The organism is Rhizobium sp. BR 250, from assembly GCF_047445855.1.
In the GTDB taxonomy this organism is placed as follows: Bacteria; Pseudomonadota; Alphaproteobacteria; order Rhizobiales; family Rhizobiaceae; genus Agrobacterium; species Agrobacterium tumefaciens_I.
Genome location: NZ_JARWKW010000023.1, coordinates 1 through 17,450, shown reverse-complemented (window position 1 = coordinate 17,450; position 17,450 = coordinate 1). Strand labels below are relative to the sequence as shown.

General features: G+C 59.0%; 19 protein-coding genes. 10 read left to right on the top strand and 9 right to left on the bottom strand.

What is annotated here, in order from left to right; translation table 11 throughout:
• Positions 1-14: 14 nt before the first annotated feature.
• From cheD to QD336_RS23720, 8 genes are read right to left on the bottom strand one after another with little or no spacing between them, the layout of a single operon-like run.
• Positions 15-560, bottom strand: coding sequence for a chemoreceptor glutamine deamidase CheD (gene cheD, locus QD336_RS23755; RefSeq protein ID WP_269341919.1), 546 nt, complete (start codon positions 558-560; stop codon positions 15-17).
• Positions 557-946: a chemotaxis response regulator CheY2 gene (gene cheY2, locus QD336_RS23750; RefSeq protein WP_003503467.1), complete on the bottom strand. Its 390-nt coding sequence runs from the start codon at positions 944-946 to the stop codon at positions 557-559. The genes cheD and cheY2 overlap by 4 nt, the downstream gene beginning before the upstream one ends.
• Positions 946-2,001 carry a protein-glutamate O-methylesterase CheB gene (gene cheB, locus QD336_RS23745; protein ID WP_080826306.1) on the bottom strand — a complete coding sequence of 352 codons (1,056 nt, stop codon included), beginning with the start codon at positions 1,999-2,001 and terminating at the stop codon, positions 946-948. The genes cheY2 and cheB overlap by 1 nt, the downstream gene beginning before the upstream one ends.
• On the bottom strand, positions 1,998-2,906 hold the full coding sequence (gene cheR / locus QD336_RS23740) for a protein-glutamate O-methyltransferase CheR (RefSeq protein ID WP_499172397.1): 909 nt from the start codon (positions 2,904-2,906) through the stop codon (positions 1,998-2,000). The genes cheB and cheR overlap by 4 nt, the downstream gene beginning before the upstream one ends.
• Positions 2,907-2,919: 13 nt before the next feature.
• Positions 2,920-5,178, bottom strand: coding sequence for a chemotaxis protein CheA (locus QD336_RS23735; protein ID WP_499172396.1), 2,259 nt, complete (start codon positions 5,176-5,178; stop codon positions 2,920-2,922).
• A gap of 16 nt (positions 5,179-5,194) precedes the next feature.
• A complete protein-coding gene (cheY1, locus tag QD336_RS23730; protein ID WP_003493773.1) occupies positions 5,195-5,560 on the bottom strand; it encodes a chemotaxis response regulator CheY1 in 366 nt (121 codons plus the stop codon).
• A complete protein-coding gene (locus QD336_RS23725; protein WP_004439868.1) occupies positions 5,557-5,856 on the bottom strand; it encodes an STAS domain-containing protein in 300 nt (99 codons plus the stop codon). Before QD336_RS23725 ends, cheY1 begins: the two co-directional genes overlap by 4 nt.
• Positions 5,856-7,451 carry a globin-coupled sensor protein gene (locus QD336_RS23720; protein ID WP_499172395.1) on the bottom strand — a complete coding sequence of 532 codons (1,596 nt, stop codon included), beginning with the start codon at positions 7,449-7,451 and terminating at the stop codon, positions 5,856-5,858. Before QD336_RS23720 ends, QD336_RS23725 begins: the two co-directional genes overlap by 1 nt.
• Before the next feature lie 517 nt (positions 7,452-7,968).
• Here QD336_RS23720 and QD336_RS23715 point away from each other — a divergent pair.
• The 7 genes from QD336_RS23715 to mnhG all read left to right on the top strand — a co-directional run bounded on the left by QD336_RS23715 (position 7,969) and on the right by mnhG (position 14,451).
• On the top strand, positions 7,969-8,346 hold the full coding sequence (locus QD336_RS23715) for a hypothetical protein (protein WP_499172409.1): 378 nt from the start codon (positions 7,969-7,971) through the stop codon (positions 8,344-8,346).
• A gap of 104 nt (positions 8,347-8,450) precedes the next feature.
• Entirely contained in the window at positions 8,451-11,369 is a 2,919-nt protein-coding gene (locus QD336_RS23710) for a monovalent cation/H+ antiporter subunit A (protein ID WP_499172394.1), read from the top strand.
• On the top strand, positions 11,369-11,704 hold the full coding sequence (locus tag QD336_RS23705) for a Na+/H+ antiporter subunit C (RefSeq protein ID WP_020810384.1): 336 nt from the start codon (positions 11,369-11,371) through the stop codon (positions 11,702-11,704). Before QD336_RS23710 ends, QD336_RS23705 begins: the two co-directional genes overlap by 1 nt.
• A complete protein-coding gene (locus QD336_RS23700) occupies positions 11,701-13,347 on the top strand; it encodes a monovalent cation/H+ antiporter subunit D (RefSeq protein ID WP_269341902.1) in 1,647 nt (548 codons plus the stop codon). Before QD336_RS23705 ends, QD336_RS23700 begins: the two co-directional genes overlap by 4 nt.
• Positions 13,344-13,832 (top strand): Na+/H+ antiporter subunit E, encoded by a 489-nt coding sequence (locus QD336_RS23695; protein WP_499172392.1) that lies wholly within the window; start codon positions 13,344-13,346, stop codon positions 13,830-13,832. Before QD336_RS23700 ends, QD336_RS23695 begins: the two co-directional genes overlap by 4 nt.
• Entirely contained in the window at positions 13,829-14,110 is a 282-nt protein-coding gene (locus QD336_RS23690) for a K+/H+ antiporter subunit F (protein ID WP_046800546.1), read from the top strand. The genes QD336_RS23695 and QD336_RS23690 overlap by 4 nt, the downstream gene beginning before the upstream one ends.
• A complete protein-coding gene (gene mnhG, locus QD336_RS23685) occupies positions 14,107-14,451 on the top strand; it encodes a monovalent cation/H(+) antiporter subunit G (protein ID WP_035227592.1) in 345 nt (114 codons plus the stop codon). The genes QD336_RS23690 and mnhG overlap by 4 nt, the downstream gene beginning before the upstream one ends.
• Positions 14,452-14,566: 115 nt before the next feature.
• On the opposite strand, the gene QD336_RS23680 is transcribed toward mnhG, so the two are convergent.
• Positions 14,567-14,752, bottom strand: coding sequence for a hypothetical protein (locus QD336_RS23680; protein WP_499172390.1), 186 nt, complete (start codon positions 14,750-14,752; stop codon positions 14,567-14,569).
• 194 nt (positions 14,753-14,946) lie between these two features.
• Here QD336_RS23680 and QD336_RS23675 point away from each other — a divergent pair, with 194 nt between their 5' ends.
• The 3 genes from QD336_RS23675 to QD336_RS23665 all read left to right on the top strand — a co-directional run bounded on the left by QD336_RS23675 (position 14,947) and on the right by QD336_RS23665 (position 17,317).
• Positions 14,947-15,513 carry a restriction endonuclease subunit S gene (locus tag QD336_RS23675; protein ID WP_499172389.1) on the top strand — a complete coding sequence of 189 codons (567 nt, stop codon included), beginning with the start codon at positions 14,947-14,949 and terminating at the stop codon, positions 15,511-15,513.
• On the top strand, positions 15,500-16,825 hold the full coding sequence (locus tag QD336_RS23670; RefSeq protein WP_499172387.1) for an N-6 DNA methylase: 1,326 nt from the start codon (positions 15,500-15,502) through the stop codon (positions 16,823-16,825). Before QD336_RS23675 ends, QD336_RS23670 begins: the two co-directional genes overlap by 14 nt.
• A gap of 207 nt (positions 16,826-17,032) precedes the next feature.
• Complete coding sequence (locus QD336_RS23665; RefSeq protein ID WP_499172386.1) at positions 17,033-17,317, top strand: hypothetical protein; 285 nt, start codon at positions 17,033-17,035, stop codon at positions 17,315-17,317.
• The last annotated feature ends 133 nt before the right edge of the window (positions 17,318-17,450 follow it).

Below are 17,450 nucleotides of genomic sequence, written 5' to 3'. Positions count from 1 at the left end.
TGGAAACTCCGTGACTAGAAAAATTCGATATCGCTGGCGACGGGTTTGGGAGCCGGCACCGGACGTGTTTCCATGGCGACCGTCTTCTGGGTTTCCGCGCCGCTGAGCGGATGCTGACGCGCACGGCCCGAGACCGGCCAGAATTCGATCTTGCGGCCGTGTTCCCCGCCCGTGGAGGAACTTATGACCGGAATGCCTTCGTCCTTCAGAAACTTCATGGCGAAGATGGCATTCTGCTCACCGACATTGGAAAAGCTCGCAATCGTCTTCGCACCGCCGAAAATCTTGGCTTCCAGCCGGTCGCGCCGCGCCCCCTGTTTCAAGAGGCCGTTGATCAGGAGTTCCATGAGATGCACGCCGTAACGCGTCGCATCTCCGCCGGTCACATTGCCCGTTCCCGGCAAGAGGAAGTGGTTCATCCCTCCCAGGCCGGCAACGGGGTCTCGCAGACAGGCGGCCACGCACGAACCGAGTATCGTCGTCAGAACCACATCGGGATCACCAACGACCTTATACTCGCCCTGAATGATATGTACGCGCTTGGCCGCAGCTTCAATCATTTCAGCGATCCGAAAACCGCTTCGATGGCCGCGCGCATCTTGTCGATGGTGAAGGGCTTGGCCAGCACGTTGTTGGCGCCGAGCTGGGCGGCCTTCTGCACCAGCGCGCGGTCGCCCTGCGCGGTGAGGATGATGAAGGCGGCCTTCTTGGTGGTCGGGTTCGCCCGCACAGCGTGCAGGAAACCGAGACCGTCCATCTTCGGCATGTTGAAGTCGGAGATGACGAGATGATGGGGCTGCTGCTCCATGATCTTCATTCCCTGCTCGCCGTCGCCGGCGGCGGTGATCTGCTTGAAGCCGAGCTGTGTCAGCGCATCGCTGAGGAGCAGCCGGCTGGTCACCTGATCGTCAACGATCAGAACTTTGATCTTTTCTGCGAGAGACATTAGTCAGCACCTTCTTTGCGGGCAGTGGTTAGTTTCAGGATTTCTTCGCCGATGGAGGCCAGGGGCAATTGCTGTTCGACCGCGCCCAGCTCATAGGCCACGCGGGGCATGCCATAGACGACACATGTTTTTTCGTTCTGGCCGACGGTGCGGGCACCGGCATGGCGCATTTTCAAAAGCCCGGCCGCGCCATCGCGACCCATGCCGGTGAGAATGACACCAACGGCATTGCGTCCGGCAAGCTCGGCCACCGAATCGAACAGCACATCGACCGAGGGGCGATGGCCATTGACGGGATCACGATCCAGAAGCCGGCAGCAGGGAGCGGACCGGTTGGCGATCTGCAGATGACGCTCACCACCCGGCGCGAGGTAGATCTTGCCGGTCTGCAGGCGCGCGCCGTCCGTCGCCTCTTCCACCACGGGAGCGCAGATGCGGTTCAGCCGCTCGGCAAAGCTCTTGGTGAAGGTCGGCGGCATATGCTGTGTGATGACGGTCGGCGGGCAATTGGCGGGGAACTTCTGCAGTACCGCGATCAGTGCTTCGACGCCGCCCGTGGAGGAGCCGATGGCCACGACCTTGCGGCCTGCCCGATATTCGCTCATCGGAACCGGCTGCGGCGCGGCAGCGGCTTCCGGCCGGGCTGCGCGGTATGCGGCGTGTTGTGAGCGGGCGGCGGCCTTCACCTTGTCGGCCAGATCGCCAAAGGGGCGCGCATCGCCCGGCGCCGGCTTGCCGACACAGTCGAAAGCGCCGATTTCAAGCGCGGCCAGCGAGGCATCCGCGCCGCGATGGGTGAGCGACGAGACCATGATCACCGGCATGGGCCGCAGGCGCATGATCTTTTCGAGGAATTCGAGACCGTTCATCTCCGGCATCTCGATGTCGAGCGTCACGACATCGGGATTGAGCTGCTTGATGGCGGCGCGTGCTTCCATGGCGTTGCCGGCCTGCCCGACCACCTCGACCTCCGGATCAGCCTTGAGGACGGCCGAAATCAGGCCGCGCATGGTGGGGCTGTCATCGACGACGAGTACCCGTGCGAGTGCGCTCATGCCTTCCTCCCGGATGCGTGGCCAATGAAGCGGTAGGTGGTGATGCCCGTATTGTCGAACAGGTTCTTGGCATCACCGGACACGCGTTCGGAATGGCCTATATAGAGGTGTCCACCTTCCGGCAGCAGCCCGGCGAAACGCGACCAGATGCGCATCTGCGTCGGCTCGTCGAAATAGATGACGACGTTGCGGCAGAAAATGACGTCGAAATTGCCCTTGAAGGGCCACTGCGTCATCAGGTTCAGCTCGTTGAAGGTGATGAGGCGCTTGACCTTGTCGTCAATGCGGAACTTGCGGCGACCGCCGGCATCGACCTCCGTGAACCATTGCTTGCGCATGGTGGGAGACACGGTTTCAAGCGCATTGTCGTCGTAAACGCCGGCACGGGCCTGCGCCAGGATCTTCGGGTCGATATCCGTCGCCAGGATCTTGAAATCGTAATCGGCCGCATTCGGGAACATGGCGAGCACGGTGAGCGCAATCGAATAGGGTTCCTGCCCGTCGGAACAGGCGGCCGACCAGATGCGGACACGCCCGCCGCTCTTTGCCCGTGCGATGAGGCCCGGCAGGACCTCGTCACGCAGATGTTCGAAATGATGGTTCTCGCGGAAGAACCGCGTGAAATTCGTCGTCAGGTGCGACAGCATTTCCCGCCGCGCCTGCGCACCGTCGGGTGAGGACACCAATGCGCAATATTCGCGGAAGCCCGAAAGGCCGAGATTGCGGATATGCTTCGACAGGCGGGAATAGACCAGCGACGCCTTGGTGTCGTTGAGATAGATGCCCGCATCCGCATAGATCATCGCCGCGATTTCCGAGAGATCGCGTCTCGTCAGCGGATATTCACCGCTGGCAAGAACCTCGTCGGGAGACTGGCGCTGGTCGCTGAAATTAAGTGCTGCCATGGATGATCCGCTTTCAACCTGTCGCCGCAAGCGACATTTCCTGCTTCAGGGGCTGTCCGCGCGAGGCGCTGACAATGGCATCGACATCCAGAATGAGAGCGACGCGCCCGTCGCCGAGGATGGTGGCGGCGGCAATGCCCTGAACATGGGTATAGTTGGCTTCCAACGATTTGATGACGACCTGACGCTGGCCCTGGATGGCATCGACCATCAGCGCACGCTGGCCGCCGCCTTCCGATTCCACCAGAAGGGCGACACCTTCCACCGGATCGGCCTGGGTCGGGCGGAAGTTCAGGACACGACCGACATCGACCAACGGGCAGAAGGAATTGCGGATGGAGATCAGCCGCTGATTGGCGCCGAAGGAATGAATGTTCTTCGCTTCCGGCTGCAGGGTTTCGACGATTGCCGTCAGCGGCACCACCAGCGTCTGGCCGGCAACGGTCACCACCATGCCGTCGAGAACGGCAAGCGTCAGCGGCAGGCTCATGGTGAAGGTCGAGCCGAGACCGGGACGCGACGAGATGCTGATGCGGCCACCCAGCGCCTGAATGGAGCGCTTGACCACATCCATGCCGACGCCGCGGCCGGAAATGTCGGAAATCTTGTCCGCCGTGGAGAAGCCCGGCGCGAAGATCAGATTGTCGATCTCCTCGTCTGTMAGGTTCGCATCGGCAGCGATCAGGTCGTTGTCGATGGCCTTCTGGCGTACGCGCTCGCGGTTGATACCCGCGCCATCGTCCTGCAGTTCGATCAGGATGCGGCCCGAGCGGTGCTTGGCGGAAAGCTTGATGGTACCTTCCGGGTTCTTGCCCGCGGCTTCGCGCTTTTCCGGCGTTTCGATGCCGTGGTCGACCGCATTGCGGATCATATGCGTCAGCGGTTCGGCCAGCTTGTCGATGACCGTCTTGTCGACTTCGGTGTTCTCACCTTCGGTGACGAGGCGAATCTGCTTGCCGATCATGTCTGCGACTTCGCGGACGATACGCGACATGCGCTGGAAGACCGGCTTCACCGGCTGTGCGCGGATCGCCATGACGCTGTCCTGAATTTCGCGCGTCAGCTGCTGCAGCTCGTCGAGGCCCATATTGACGGCAGACGTGCCGCTCGCATCGTTTTCGATGACACTCTGCGACAGCATCGCCTGATTGATGACGAGCTCACCGACGAGGTTGATCAGGCGGTCGACGCGATCGAGATCGACGCGGATGGTCTGGCCGGCGCTCGCATTGGCGGCCGCATTGGCATTTGCCTGCGCGGCTGCGGGCGCTGCCGCCGCCTCGCGCTTTTCAATGGCGGCATTGACGCTCTGGGCGATCTGCGTCGTCGCGACGGCCGCCTCGACGGCTGCTGCAACAAAGGGTTCTTCCACCATAGCTGCTTCGACGGCGGGCTGTTCTTCCGGTCCGTTATCGAGAGCAGACAGATCGAACGGAACCGGGATCATCGGAAGTTCTTCTTCCACGGCAGTATCCGAAACAATCGGGGTGATTTCGAGATCGCAATCCCATTCGGCGAATTCGAAGACGCTGCGGATTCCTTCCTCGCCCTTGTCGGTCTTGATCGAAACCGTCCAGGAGAAATAGGAGGCTTCCGGATCGAGCTTGTCGAGCGAAGGCAGTTCCGACGTATCGCAATTGATGCTCATCTCGCCGATGCGCGAAAGATCGCGCAGGAGAAGGGCCGCCTCGTTGCCTTTCGAATAAAGCGACGCGTGCGGCTTGAACGTGATCTGGAAGGACGGCGCTTCCATCAATGGCGTGGTTTCGTCGGCAAAATCCGAGAAGGAGAACGGGATCGGCTCGAAGCCGCTTTCATCCGTCGGCTTGGCCTTGACGGGTTCCGGCGCTTTCACGGCGACAGGAGCCGGCGCGGATGCCGGAACGGCTTCGCCGTTGGCCAACGCTTCCAGTTCCTTGACGAGGCCACGGGTGCGGCTTTCATCGACGCTGCCGCCGTCTCTTGCGGCATTGGTCAGGTCCGCCAGCACATCGGCGGAGCGCAGCATGACTTTGAGAACATCCTGCGTCGGCTCCAGCTTGTTGGAGCGAACGCAGTCGAGGGTCGTTTCAAAAACGTGGGCGAAGGCCACGAGATCATCGAGACCGAAGGCACCGGCCCCGCCCTTGATGGAATGAACGGCACGGAAAACGGCGTTGACGGTTTCCGGATCACGGTCGCCGTCATTCAATTTAAGAAGCCCCGATTCCAGTTCAGCGAGCTGCTCCTCGCATTCCTGGAAAAAGATTTCCTTGATTTCGTTCATATCCATCGTGAAATGTCCCGTATCAGGCGGTTACGCGTTCAATGGCATCGATGAGTTTGGCGGGGTCGAACGGCTTGACGATCCAGCCGGTCGCACCGGCCTGGCGGGCACGGTTCTTCTTTTCCGCATCACTTTCGGTCGTCAGGACGAGGATCGGGATCGCGCGGTACTTCTCGTTGCGCCGCACGCCCTCGATGAAGCCGAAACCGTCGAGACGGGGCATGTTGATGTCCGTCACGATGACATCGGGATTGCTCTGTTCCAGCACTTCGAGGCCTTCGATGCCGTCTTCGGCCTGAATGGTTTCAAAACCGGCATTGTTGAGCGTGACCAGGAGCATGTTCCTGATCGTCCGGGAATCATCCACGGTGAGAACTTTTTTCTTCACTTTTGCATCTCCTTCAGGAGCAAATGATCGATATCGACGCCTATCAGTTTCATGGTCTTGTCGAATGCATCGGACACGCTGGCAAAACCGAACCGCTTGCCGTCCTCCTCCCAGGATTTCGCGCCGGCCATGAGGACCTGGGCGCAAAGGGCTCCGATACGCTCCACCTCGGACGCATCGACCGACAAGGGTGCTCCTCTCAGCGTCATCAGCTTGCCGTGCAGCGCCGATGCTTCGTTGAGATCCAGCACCGGTGACAGTTTCAGCGTCGCCTCAGCTGCTTTTCTGGCTGCCATTACATGACTCCCTGACGTCTGAATTGTTGGTAATCCTGGCTGCTATCCGTGCGGTTATCCCCACGGGCCATAAATGATGAGTGCTGCCGATCCGCACCGGCGGCCGCAGCAAAATGTTCCTGACGGGCAATACGGAATTCGCGAACGGTGCGGCCGAGTTCCAGAATGACGGTGTGAAGCGCATCGGCTTCGGAAGCGCTGGCGCCCATATCTTTCGCATTCCGGCCGACCTGCCGCTGCTGTTCGTCGATATCGGCGGCGACGGATTGCAATTCGCCGGCGTGATCGGCGGTATGCCGGGAGACTTCGGCGATCATGTCGTTGATGCCGGACACCTGCCGGACCMCCCCGCCGATGGCCTCCTGCGTGCGGTTGACCATGCGCACGCCACCCTCGACCTGCGTTTTGGTGGAGCCGACGAGGCTCTTGATTTCTCTTGCGGCATCGGCGGAACGCTGGGCAAGCGCGCGGACCTCCTGTGCGACGACGGCGAAACCGCGTCCGCTTTCCCCCGCCCGCGCCGCCTCGATGCCGGCATTGAGGGCGAGAAGGTTCGTCTGGAAAGCGATCTCATCGATGGTGCCGATGATCTTGCCGATCTGCTCGGCCGATTGCTCGATGTCCGACATGGCGTCGATCGCCTCGCCGATTGCCCTGCCGCTTTCGACGGCCGCGTCGCGGGCGCTGGAAACCGCCTTTTCCGTCGCCGATATGCGGGCGCCGTTTTCCGCCACATGCGCAATCATCGCCTGAAGCGCGCGGGACGTTTCGGCAAGGGCTTCGGCCTGCTGGCGGGAACGCTCGGCAATGGAGCGCCCAATATCGGCAAAACGCGCGCTCAGCGCCTCGGCCTCGCCTACACCGTTCTGGGCAGATATCAGCGATGCACCGATCGTCTCGAGCGCCGTATTGAAGGTGACCGCAACGTCCCGATAGGCTTCAGGCACGTCATTGCCGATGCGGGCCTGCAAATTGCCTGCGGCAAAGGCCGTCAGTGCCGTACCCAGCAGATTTGCCGCTTCGGAACGGTCATTGTCACGCTGTTCCTGGAGTTCGCGGCCGTGGCGCAGGCGCAGTTCGTTGAAACGCAGCGACACGGCGATCTCGGTATCGACCATCACCAGACGGACGACATTCTTCACGGCTTCCGCCAGCTCGCGGTTTTTCCTGCGGTTGCCCGGCAGGATGGAGCGCGGCGCGTGTTCGGCCACCAGCCCGCCGACAAGATGTTCCAGAACGACCGCGTGGCTGGCGATCTGCCAGCGCGGATCGAGGCCCATGCGGCTGGCATTATCGGAGAGAACCTTCACCCGCTCGGCATAAAGCGCATCGAAACGCGCATCCGTCAGCACGCTCCAGTGCGAGGATTGCAGATCGTGCAGACGATCAAGCTGGTTTTCGCTTTCAAAGGACGGGGAACAGTCCGGCATGGACTGGAAACGGGTCATCACGTCGCGCAGGCCGGCCTTGACGTAAGGCTCCAGCATGCCGCGATAATTGCGCAGGAAATCGGATTGCGTCTCATCGAGGCCGGCAAAGCGCAACCGTCCCGACAGGCTTCCGCCTGCCGATCTGCGCGCTTGATCTGATGGCAAATCCTGCCCCAACCGACGTCCCCAACAACATGACGGCCGGTAAAACCCGGCCAAATTGGCCAAGGTTCAGAACGTCAGCACCCTTTGGGGATTTTTGAACGAACATACCCATCGCGGACGATGCGGCATCGACGCTTGCCAGACTTTCCTGAACCAAGAAACGAAAATACCGGATCGGCCCCGGTACGGCAGTGCGGCGTCATGCCTGGAAGGGGAGAGAACCCCATTCCGCCGTGGAAATACTACCAATCTTTATGGTTAATTCCTTGCTTGAAAGTTAAGAAACCTGTCCGCCCGCGTCAAACGGTAAAATTTGTAAAAGCTTTTAGCCGTTACCGCCCTCACTTTGCCGCAAACTGGCAAAAGCGAAAAGGAATCGGACCCTTCAGGCGGTTTTTCCGGCCCGTGCGCTGGACAAGCGCGTGCGCCTTCCCCTAAAACAAATCAACAGGATATTCGCTCAACGGTGATGCTTTAAAGAGACCTTTTCGATCAAGGAGATGCCAACTTGCCAAGGATGGAGAAAAGCCGCAGTTCAAGGCACCATCCGCAAGTGTTGATCGGCCTCGTGGTTGCCAGCCTGCTCGTCATGATCGGCTTCCAGGCTCCATCCGGCGTCAAGGCCCTCTCCAAGACCAGCCGCCTGGAGCGATTGCAGACTGTCGATCTCAGCCGTTCCCTTTCCCTTCGCGAAAAGGATTGTGATAGCGGCAACGACTATGCCTGCAAGACCGGCCTTGCCACCTCAGGGCTTCGGCCCGACGAATTCCCCTCTTCGACCCTCGACATCACCGACAGTGCCAAGGCCTTGCTTGTCGCTGTTGCCATCGTGCCACAAGCTTTCCGAGACTTTGCCAGCGTGGTTCCACGCGCGCCTCCGCATATTATGTATTAGTCATTCCGGCGGTCCTCATCATTCGGTTCACCATGAGCCTTGAGGGATCGGAGTCGTCGGAAACCCGCCGTAGGCTCCCATTTCAGAGAAAACCGCCGCCGCATATGACACTTGCAACCATTCTTCCATTTATTGTCGCATTGCCCTTCGTCGGCGCATTCCTGACGGCTTTCATGCCGCGCGAGGGTGCGGCCGCCGGACCGGCCTCCGTCGCAGGCGCCGTGGCCCTTTTTGGCCTCGCCAGCAGCATCTTTCTTTATACGACCATCAGCGACGGCGGCGTGCTGAAATATGATGCGGAGTGGCTGCCCCAGCTCGGACTGAATTTTACCCTGCGGCTGGATGGTTTCGCCTGGATTTTCGCGATGCTCATCACCGGCATCGGTCTGCTGGTGGTGCTCTACGCACGCTATTACATGTCGGCGGAAGATCCGATTCCTCGGTTTTTCGCCTTCTTTCTCGCCTTCATGGGTTCGATGCTCGGCGTTGTCTTGTCCGGCAACGTGATCCTGCTGTCGATCTTCTGGGAGATGACCAGCATCTTCTCATTCCTGCTGATCGGCTACTGGCATCAGAATGCCGGCGCGCGCGACGGCGCCCGCATGGCGCTGACCGTAACCGGCATCGGCGGTTTCAGCCTTTTGGCCGGACTTCTGATCCTCGGCCACATGGCGGGAAGCTATGATCTCGACAGGATCATCGAGGCCGGCGCCGCCATTCGCGCCCATCCGCTTTATGTGCCGGCGCTCATCCTCATTCTTGGCGGCGCGCTGACGAAGAGCGCGCAGTTTCCGTTCCATTTCTGGCTGCCCAACGCCATGGCGGCGCCCACACCCGTTTCCGCCTATCTGCATTCCGCAACCATGGTGAAGGCCGGGGTTTTCCTGCTCGCGCGGTTCTGGCCGGTTCTAGCAGGTACGCCGGAATGGTTCTGGCTGGTTGGCGTAGCGGGTATCATAACCCTTTTGCTCGGCGCCTATTTCGCCATGTTCCAGCAGGATCTGAAGGGGCTGCTTGCCTATTCAACGATCAGCCACCTCGGGCTCATCACCACGCTGCTCAGCCTCGGCAGCCCGCTGGCGGCGGTGGCGGCCATCTTCCACATGGTCAACCACGCCACCTTCAAGGCCTCGCTTTTCATGGCGGCCGGCATCATCGACCATGAGACCGGCACCCGCGACATGCGGCGCTTAAGCGGGCTTTATACTTATATGCCAGCGACCGCGACGCTCGCCATGGCGGCGAGTGCGGCAATGGCCGGGGTGCCGCTGTTCAACGGCTTCCTCTCCAAGGAAATGTTCTTTGCCGAGGCGGTCGAGACCCACGCGGACTCTCTGCTCGACCGGGCTCTGCCCTATGTCGCGACGCTGTCGGGCGCCTTCGCCGTCGCCTATTCGCTGCGCTTCATCCACACGGTCTTCTTCGGGCCGAAGCCCGTCGATCTGCCGAACCCCAATCCGCACGAGCCGCCGCGCTGGATGCGTTTTCCGATCGAGTTCCTCGTCTTCGCCTGCCTGATCGTCGGCATCGTTCCGAGCCTTTCGATCGGCCCGTTCCTGCATTCGGCCGTGCTGTCCGTGCTCGGCGCGCAGACACCCGTCTACAGCCTGTCGATCTGGCACGGTTTCAACCTGCCGCTGATCATGAGTATCGCGGCGCTGATCGGTGGTGTGACGATCTATGCCCTGCTCGGCGGTTATTTCTCGCGTTGCGATGACGGTCCGCCGGTCTTCCGGCATTTGCGGGGCCAGCGCATCTTCGAGCGCATTCTCGTCACCGTGTCCTGGAAATGGGCGCGGTGGCTGGAAAGCAGGCTCGGCACGCGGCGTCTGCAGCCGCAGCTGAGGCTTCTCATCCTCGTGGCGCTTCTTGCCGGTTTCTCGCCTCTGTTCCTTTCGGAATTCTCCCTGTCGCTGCCGCGCGTCACGACCTTCGATCCGATCTTCGCCATCCTGTGGCTGATCGGCATGATTGCCGCCATGGGCGCCGCCTGGCAGGCGAAATATCACCGGCTTGCCGCCCTCGTCATGCTCGGCGTTTCCGGGCTTGTCACCTGCCTCACCTTCGTCTGGCTTTCCGCGCCTGATCTCGCCATAACCCAGCTTCTGGTGGAAATCGTCACCACGGTTCTCATCCTGCTTGGTCTCCGGTGGCTGCCGAAACGCTTCGAAAAGGTCGACAGCAGCGATGAGTTGCCGGCGCAGCTTCGCCGCGCCCGGGACTTCCTGCTGGCCGCTGCCAGCGGTATCGGCATGTCCGTTATCGCCTATGCCGTGATGACGCTGCCGGTGCCGAACGCGATTGCGACCTATTTCCTGGAGCGCGCCTATACCGAAGGCGGCGGCACCAATGTCGTCAACGTCATCCTGGTCGATTTCCGCGGCTTCGACACCTTCGGCGAAATTGCGGTGCTGGCCATCGTGGCGCTCACCGTCTTCGCGCTGCTTCGCCGTTTCCGTCCCGCGCATGAAAGCATCGGTTTGCCGGAACAGCAGCAGATGCAGAACGCCTTCGATGCCGAACGGCCGGACCGCAGCAATGGCGATACGGTGCGCGACTATCTCTATGTGCCGTCGATCGTGATGCAGTGGATGTTCCCGGTCATCATCACCTTCTCGATCTTCCTGTTCATGCGCGGCCACGATATGCCCGGCGGCGGTTTTGCGGCCGGCATCACCATGGCCATCGGCTTCCTGCTGCAATATCTCGCCGGCGGCGCGCGCTGGGCGGAAGACCGCATCCGCATCCTGCCGCTGCGGTGGATGGGCTTCGGCCTACTGATGGCGGCAGCCACCGGTATCGGCTCCTGGTATTTCGGCTACCCGTTCCTGACCTCCTATTTCCAGTATACGGAGATACCCTATATCGGCAAAATGCCGACGGCATCCGCCCTGCTGTTCGATCTCGGCGTCTTCTCGCTGGTCGTCGGCTCCACCGTTCTTATCCTGATAGCACTGGCACACCAATCGTTGCGTAACTACCGCGTTCGCACGCCTGACGCCGCAAAAGCGGAGGACGTGTAATGGAACTCATTCTTGCAATCGGCATTGGCATCATGACCGGTTCGGGCGTCTGGCTGGTGCTGCGCCCGCGTACCTATCAGGTCATCGTCGGACTTTCGCTGCTGTCCTATGCCGTCAATCTCTTCATCTTCGGCGTCGGCGGCATCAAGACCAATGCACCGCCGGTGTTGGTGAACGGCGTCGACAGCTCCACGCTGGCCGACCCCGTGCCGCAGGCACTGGTGCTGACGGCAATCGTCATCGGCTTTGCCACCACCGCACTTTTCCTTGTCGTGCTGCTTGCCGCCCGTGGCCTCACCGGCACCGACCATGTGGACGGGAGGGAGACGAAATGATGTCGTTCCCCTTCCACATCGTCATCGCCCCCATTCTGCTGCCACTGATCACCGCCGCCCTGCTGCTGTTCTTCGACGAGCGCCAGCGCGTCGCAAAGGCCGCCATCAGCTTCACCTCCACCGTGCTGTTGCTGGTGGTCGCGATCCTGCTGTTCCGCGAGGTGAACTCGACGGTGAATACCGAGATCGCGGCCGTGGTCTCGAGCGGTGTCTATCTGCTCGGCAACTGGCCGGCACCCTTCGGCATCGTGCTCGTGGCAGACCGCCTGTCCGGCCTGATGGTGCTTTTGACCGCGCTGCTCGCCATTCCCTCACTGATCTATTCGATGGCGAAATGGCACAAGTCCGGCGCGCATTTCCATTCGCTGTTCCAGATGATGCTGATGGGCGTCAATGGCGCCTTCCTGACCGGTGACCTCTTCAATCTCTTCGTTTTCTTCGAAGTGATGCTCGCTGCCTCCTATGGCCTGCTGCTGCATGGCTCCGGCCAGCAGCGCGTGAAGGCCGGGTTGCATTACATCGCCATCAACCTCGTTGCGGCGCTGTTCTTCCTGATCGGCGTCAGCCTCATCTATGGCGTCACCGGTACGCTCAACATGGGTGATCTTGCCCACCGCATCGAGGGCCTCAACCCCGACCAGCGCATGCTGCTGGAAACCGGCTCGGCCATCCTCGGTATCGCATTTCTGGTGAAGGCCGGCATGTGGCCGCTGAATTTCTGGCTGCCTTCCGCCTATGGCGCGGCTTCCGCACCCGTTGGTGGGCTGTTCGCGATCATGAGCAAGGTCGGCATTTATGTCATCGCCCGCCTGTCCTTCCTGCTCTTCGGGCAGACGGCAGGCGAATCAGCGGGCTTCGGCCATGACGCCCTGCTGGTCGGCGGCATCGCCACCATCATCTTCGGGGCCATCGGGGTTCTGGCGTCGCAGGCGCTGGGGCGGCTCGCCGGTTTTTCGGTTCTGGTATCGTCGGGAACGCTTCTCGCGGCCATGGGCACCGGCAATCCGACGGTCGCGGCCGGCGCGCTCTATTACATGGTCAGCTCCACTCTCACCATCAGCGCCTTCTTCATGCTGATCGAACTTGTCGAGCGCGGGCAGGATGCCGGCGCGAACGTTCTTGCCGTGACCATGGAAGCCTATGGTGAAGGTGACGAGGAAGAGGAGGAGGAAGAAGTCGGCGTGACCATGCCCGCCACCATGGCGGTGCTCGGCGCCTGTTTTGCCGCCTGCGGTATTCTTCTCGCCGGCCTGCCACCGCTTTCGGGCTTCATCGCCAAATTCTCGATGCTGACCGCCATTCTCAACCCTTCCGGGCTCGGTGCCAATGACAGCGTTTCCACGCTCTCCTGGTGGATCGTCTTCCTGATCGTCTTTTCCGGCTTCGCTTCGCTGATCTCGATGACCCGCGCCGGCATCCGCACCTTCTGGGCCTCCATCGAAGGAACGGTGCCGCGTGTTCTCGTCATCGAAATCGCGCCCATCATGCTGCTGCTCGGGCTGACGCTCGCCATGACCGTGCAGGCGGGACCGGTGATGCGTTACATGCAGGAGACGGCGCGTATTCTCGACCTGCCCGCAAGTTATATTCAGGGTGTCATTTCCGCACCACGAGCGGGCGGCAATCCGGAGGCGGAGCCATGATGAGGCGTCTCCTCCCCTACCCGCTTCTGACGGTCTCGCTGATCTTCTTCTGGCTGACGATCAACAGCTTTTCGCCGGGGCACCTGCTGCTCGGCACCTGTGTCGCCCTCATCGCCTCCTGGGCGATGGCGTCGCTTCGGCCGGCCAAGCCGCGCATCCGCAACTGGCACAGGCTGGTGCAGCTGATCCTGATCGTGCTTTACGATATTGTCCGGTCCAATCTCTCGGTCGCGAAGATCATCCTGTTCCAGCGCGAAAGAAACCGCAAATCCGGCTTCCTGGCGGTGCCGCTCGAGATTCGCGATCCCATGGCGCTTGCCGTTCTGGCGACGATCCTGACCTCGACGCCGGGCAGCGCGTGGCTCGAATATAATTCCAGCCAGGGCACGCTGCTGCTTCACGTTCTGGACGATGTGGATGAGGCGGCGTGGATAAGCCTCATCAAGAACCGTTATGAAAAACTGCTGATGGAGATATTCGAATGAGTTCGATTATCCTTTTCTGGTCCTTTTCGCTGGCGCAGCTGATGCTCGCCATCGCCATGGCAATCTCGGTCTACCGCATCGCCATCGGCCCGCGCGCGCAGGACCGCGTGCTGGGCGTGGATACGCTTTATGTCAACGCCATGCTGCTTCTCCTGACCTTCGGCCTGCGCACCGGCAACGACATCTATTTCGAAGCGTCGCTGCTCATCGCCATCCTCGGCTTCGTCTCCACCGTCGCCCTTTCCAAATTCATGATGCGTGGCGAGGTGATCGAATGAACAATGCTGCAGAATTTCCGCTCTGGGCCGCCATTCTCGTGGCCTTCTTCGTGCTCCTGGGCGCTTCGCTGACGCTGATCGGCACCATCGGCTTTGCCAGGCTCAACAGCTTCTATGAGCGCCTGCATGCGCCAACCCTCGGCACCAGCTGGGGCACCGGTGGCATCGTCATGGCCTCGATCATCTATTTCTCCGTCTCCGGCGACCGCTTCGCCTTCCACGAAATCTTCATCGGCATCTTCATGACGGTGACCACGCCGGTTTCCCTGATGCTGCTGGGGCGCGCGGCGCTTTATCGGGACCGGGCGGAGCAGAATACAGATAATCGAGAGCATTTGTAAGGATCAGGAGTAAAGGCACGCCATCCCAAATGACTAAATTGATTATTCTTACGCAACAATCGATTTTCTCTACCGGGGAATGGGGCGTACTTCCAGAATCCGCTAGTATGGCCGCTCATTGAGTTACCTTTTCACCATACACAGAAGGGGAGAAAACGTGTGAGTCAGTCCGCTCAATGTTCTTTTCGAACTTCACCGTACCACCGCTGATTTCCACGCGATAATTGCTCGCTGCAGCGATGCAGGCGATCATTACGACCCCCAACACCAGCATAAGACGATTGATGTCGATCGCGCCCATATTAACCTCCGAGCTTTGCCCCGTTCAACGTCGGTACTATGCAAAACCCAATTCGCAAGCAGCACCTCAGGATTGACATTTAGTGAAACTCGAGCGAAAAGTCAATCAGTAGAAAAAATACTGCGATAGGAATCATTGTGACTAAACCGGATCCCGTAGCCAAGAGCAGGCGAATAACGGAGCTTGTTGCCTCTATGTTCATGGGGCTGAATTTAACTCGTGTTGCCTCGAGCGAGGCCAGTTCGCGAGCCTTACGATTTATTCAAGTTAAAGATATCAATGATGGCGTCATAACATATCCAGACACTCTCGAAATCGCGAACGTCGACCCTAAAAGAGTAGGTCGGCAAGAACTGCAAGTCGGGGATGTCCTCGTCAGTGCTCGGGGTACTCTCCTCAAGTGCGCGGTCGTGAGTGAAAAACATGCTGGATGCGTAGCAAGCGCCAACTTTATTATCATTCGCCCTGGGCCCGAATCGCAGATTGAATCAGAACTGCTGTGCGCCTTTCTTCGACAAGCTGAAACGCACGCGTTTCTGCTAAGTCGAATTTCGGGTACTGCTCAACCCGTATTGACACTGAGGGATCTAGAAAGCTTAACGCTTATTGTTCCTCCACGTGAAGACCAAGTAAATTTAGCTCGTCTTATTTGCGTTGCAGACGAACTTTATCGAATCGCCATCGGCAGCGCCCAAATGCGACGAGACGAGGCCTTGGCTATTTTGGCACGTTATATGAGGAATGCAGATGCACGAGGATGAAGTTTGGCGCGAACTCGATCAACGCCTAAAGAGGATGCAAGAACTCGGACGTATCTCAGGGCATCCCAATCTGGGCCTACCGATCGCACTTTTTGCACTAGAGTTTTTGCGCCAGAAATATGAACTTGGACCTTCGATCGGTTCACTCTCGACATCTAGCGATGTTCTGCAAATCGCTAGACAAGTGGAAAGTCGTCTATTTTGGGAAGATGCGCCGTTCAGCCAGTACCTATTGAATGATCTCAAACAACTTGATCCACGTACTACGCTAGAGTGGCTCACATTGGTTGATCAGGTATATACGCAAGACTGCTTTGAGTCTTGGTTGCAGGAACGACTATACGACCTCGAATTCCCTTGGGCCCATGAAACACCTCGTGAAGTTGCCCGTTTGATGGCGTCACTCCCAGGCCGCGGCGCGTCTAATAATACAGTGTTCGATCCCGCATGTGGTAGCGGAGGCCTACTTCTCGCAGCCCAAAAAATACTTGATCCTGACCAAACACTGTTCGTAGGACGGGAGGCGAATGGATACGCCTGTTCTTGGGCTAAGATTCGGCTCGTAGTTAATGGTGCGAAGCATGCGGAGATAGAGTTAGGTCCGCGCCTAAAAGCGGTTGATATACGCAATGGGTGGGAGCAAAAACGACGTCGATTTGACATCGTACTGACAAATCCGCCGTTTGGCATACAAATACCAATCGCGGAACTGGATTGGTTGATCGATAACCATCTGTTCGCCCATCGTTCAAGCGGGAGAATATCAAGCGAACTTGCATACCTGCTTTCAGCCTATGAGCACTTGGACAACCTCGGAACGGCAGCCGTTCTGGTTCCTAATGGCGTCCTCTTTAGGACAGGCACAGATATCCGAATTCGAAGGAGCTTAGTAGAACAAGGAGCAATAGCCGCGGTAATTGCGCTGCCAGCACGACTCTTTGCTCCTATCACTGCGATAGAGACTTGCATCGTCGTCTTGTGCCGACCAGTGGATGATCAAGACATCGGGACGCTTTTCGTCGATGCAAGCACATTGGGAAACCGTCGAGGAAAGAAAAATGTTTTAGACGACACATCCGTGGATCAAATTGCCAGCGTGTACCACCGACGTCTGACTGAGCCAGGGTTCAGCATCTTAGTAAGCAAGACAGAAATAGAATCTAAGGATTACCTCCTAACTCCTTCAACGTACGTTAAGCAACCCGTGAATACAATAATCGATAGTCGAGACCGACGCGCAGAGATCGTAGAGTTGGACGCGCACTACTTAGATCTTTTGGATGAGTACGAAATCTTGATAAGTAAGCTTTGAACATCACCTCGCATACTTGTGGCTTCGGCGACGCTATTTAAGCCGGGAAAGAAATACATCTCTAACGTTTAGTCTAGGCAACTGCACCAGCATAGCCTTTTAGAATTCGACTATGTGAAAAATTGAATATGCGACGAAATACGAAATTCCAGCACTATCTTCCATACTTTGAGATTTTTTGAGAATTAATGGTGCCCGGAGGCGGATTTGAACCACCGACACGCGGATTTTCAAGCCGCGTCTGTCGAGCCGAAAACAGCACCTTACGGCGAAATTTCTGTCAAACCCGATACCGAAAGTCAAGCACTTAGCGGGGAATTGTCAAACCGCCCAGCCCTCGTAAATCAGGCCGCGCAATGGCTTCACGATAACCGCGCGACCTGCGCAGATCGTCTTATCCCGGCTCTGAAAGAGCGCTTCGGCCTTCGCAATATCGAGGCGATTGAAGCCGCCAAGATTGCACGCGGGCTTGATTATGCGAGGTCGCTCTAATGGCTGCACCTCGCTCCGTCCGTAAGAAGCTCGCCCAGCAGCGAGCCGAAGAGAAACGCAATCAGTTGATTGCGAATGCCGAAAAGCGCCTTCCTAAGCGCATGGCGGCAATCTACGCCAAACAGAAGGAACA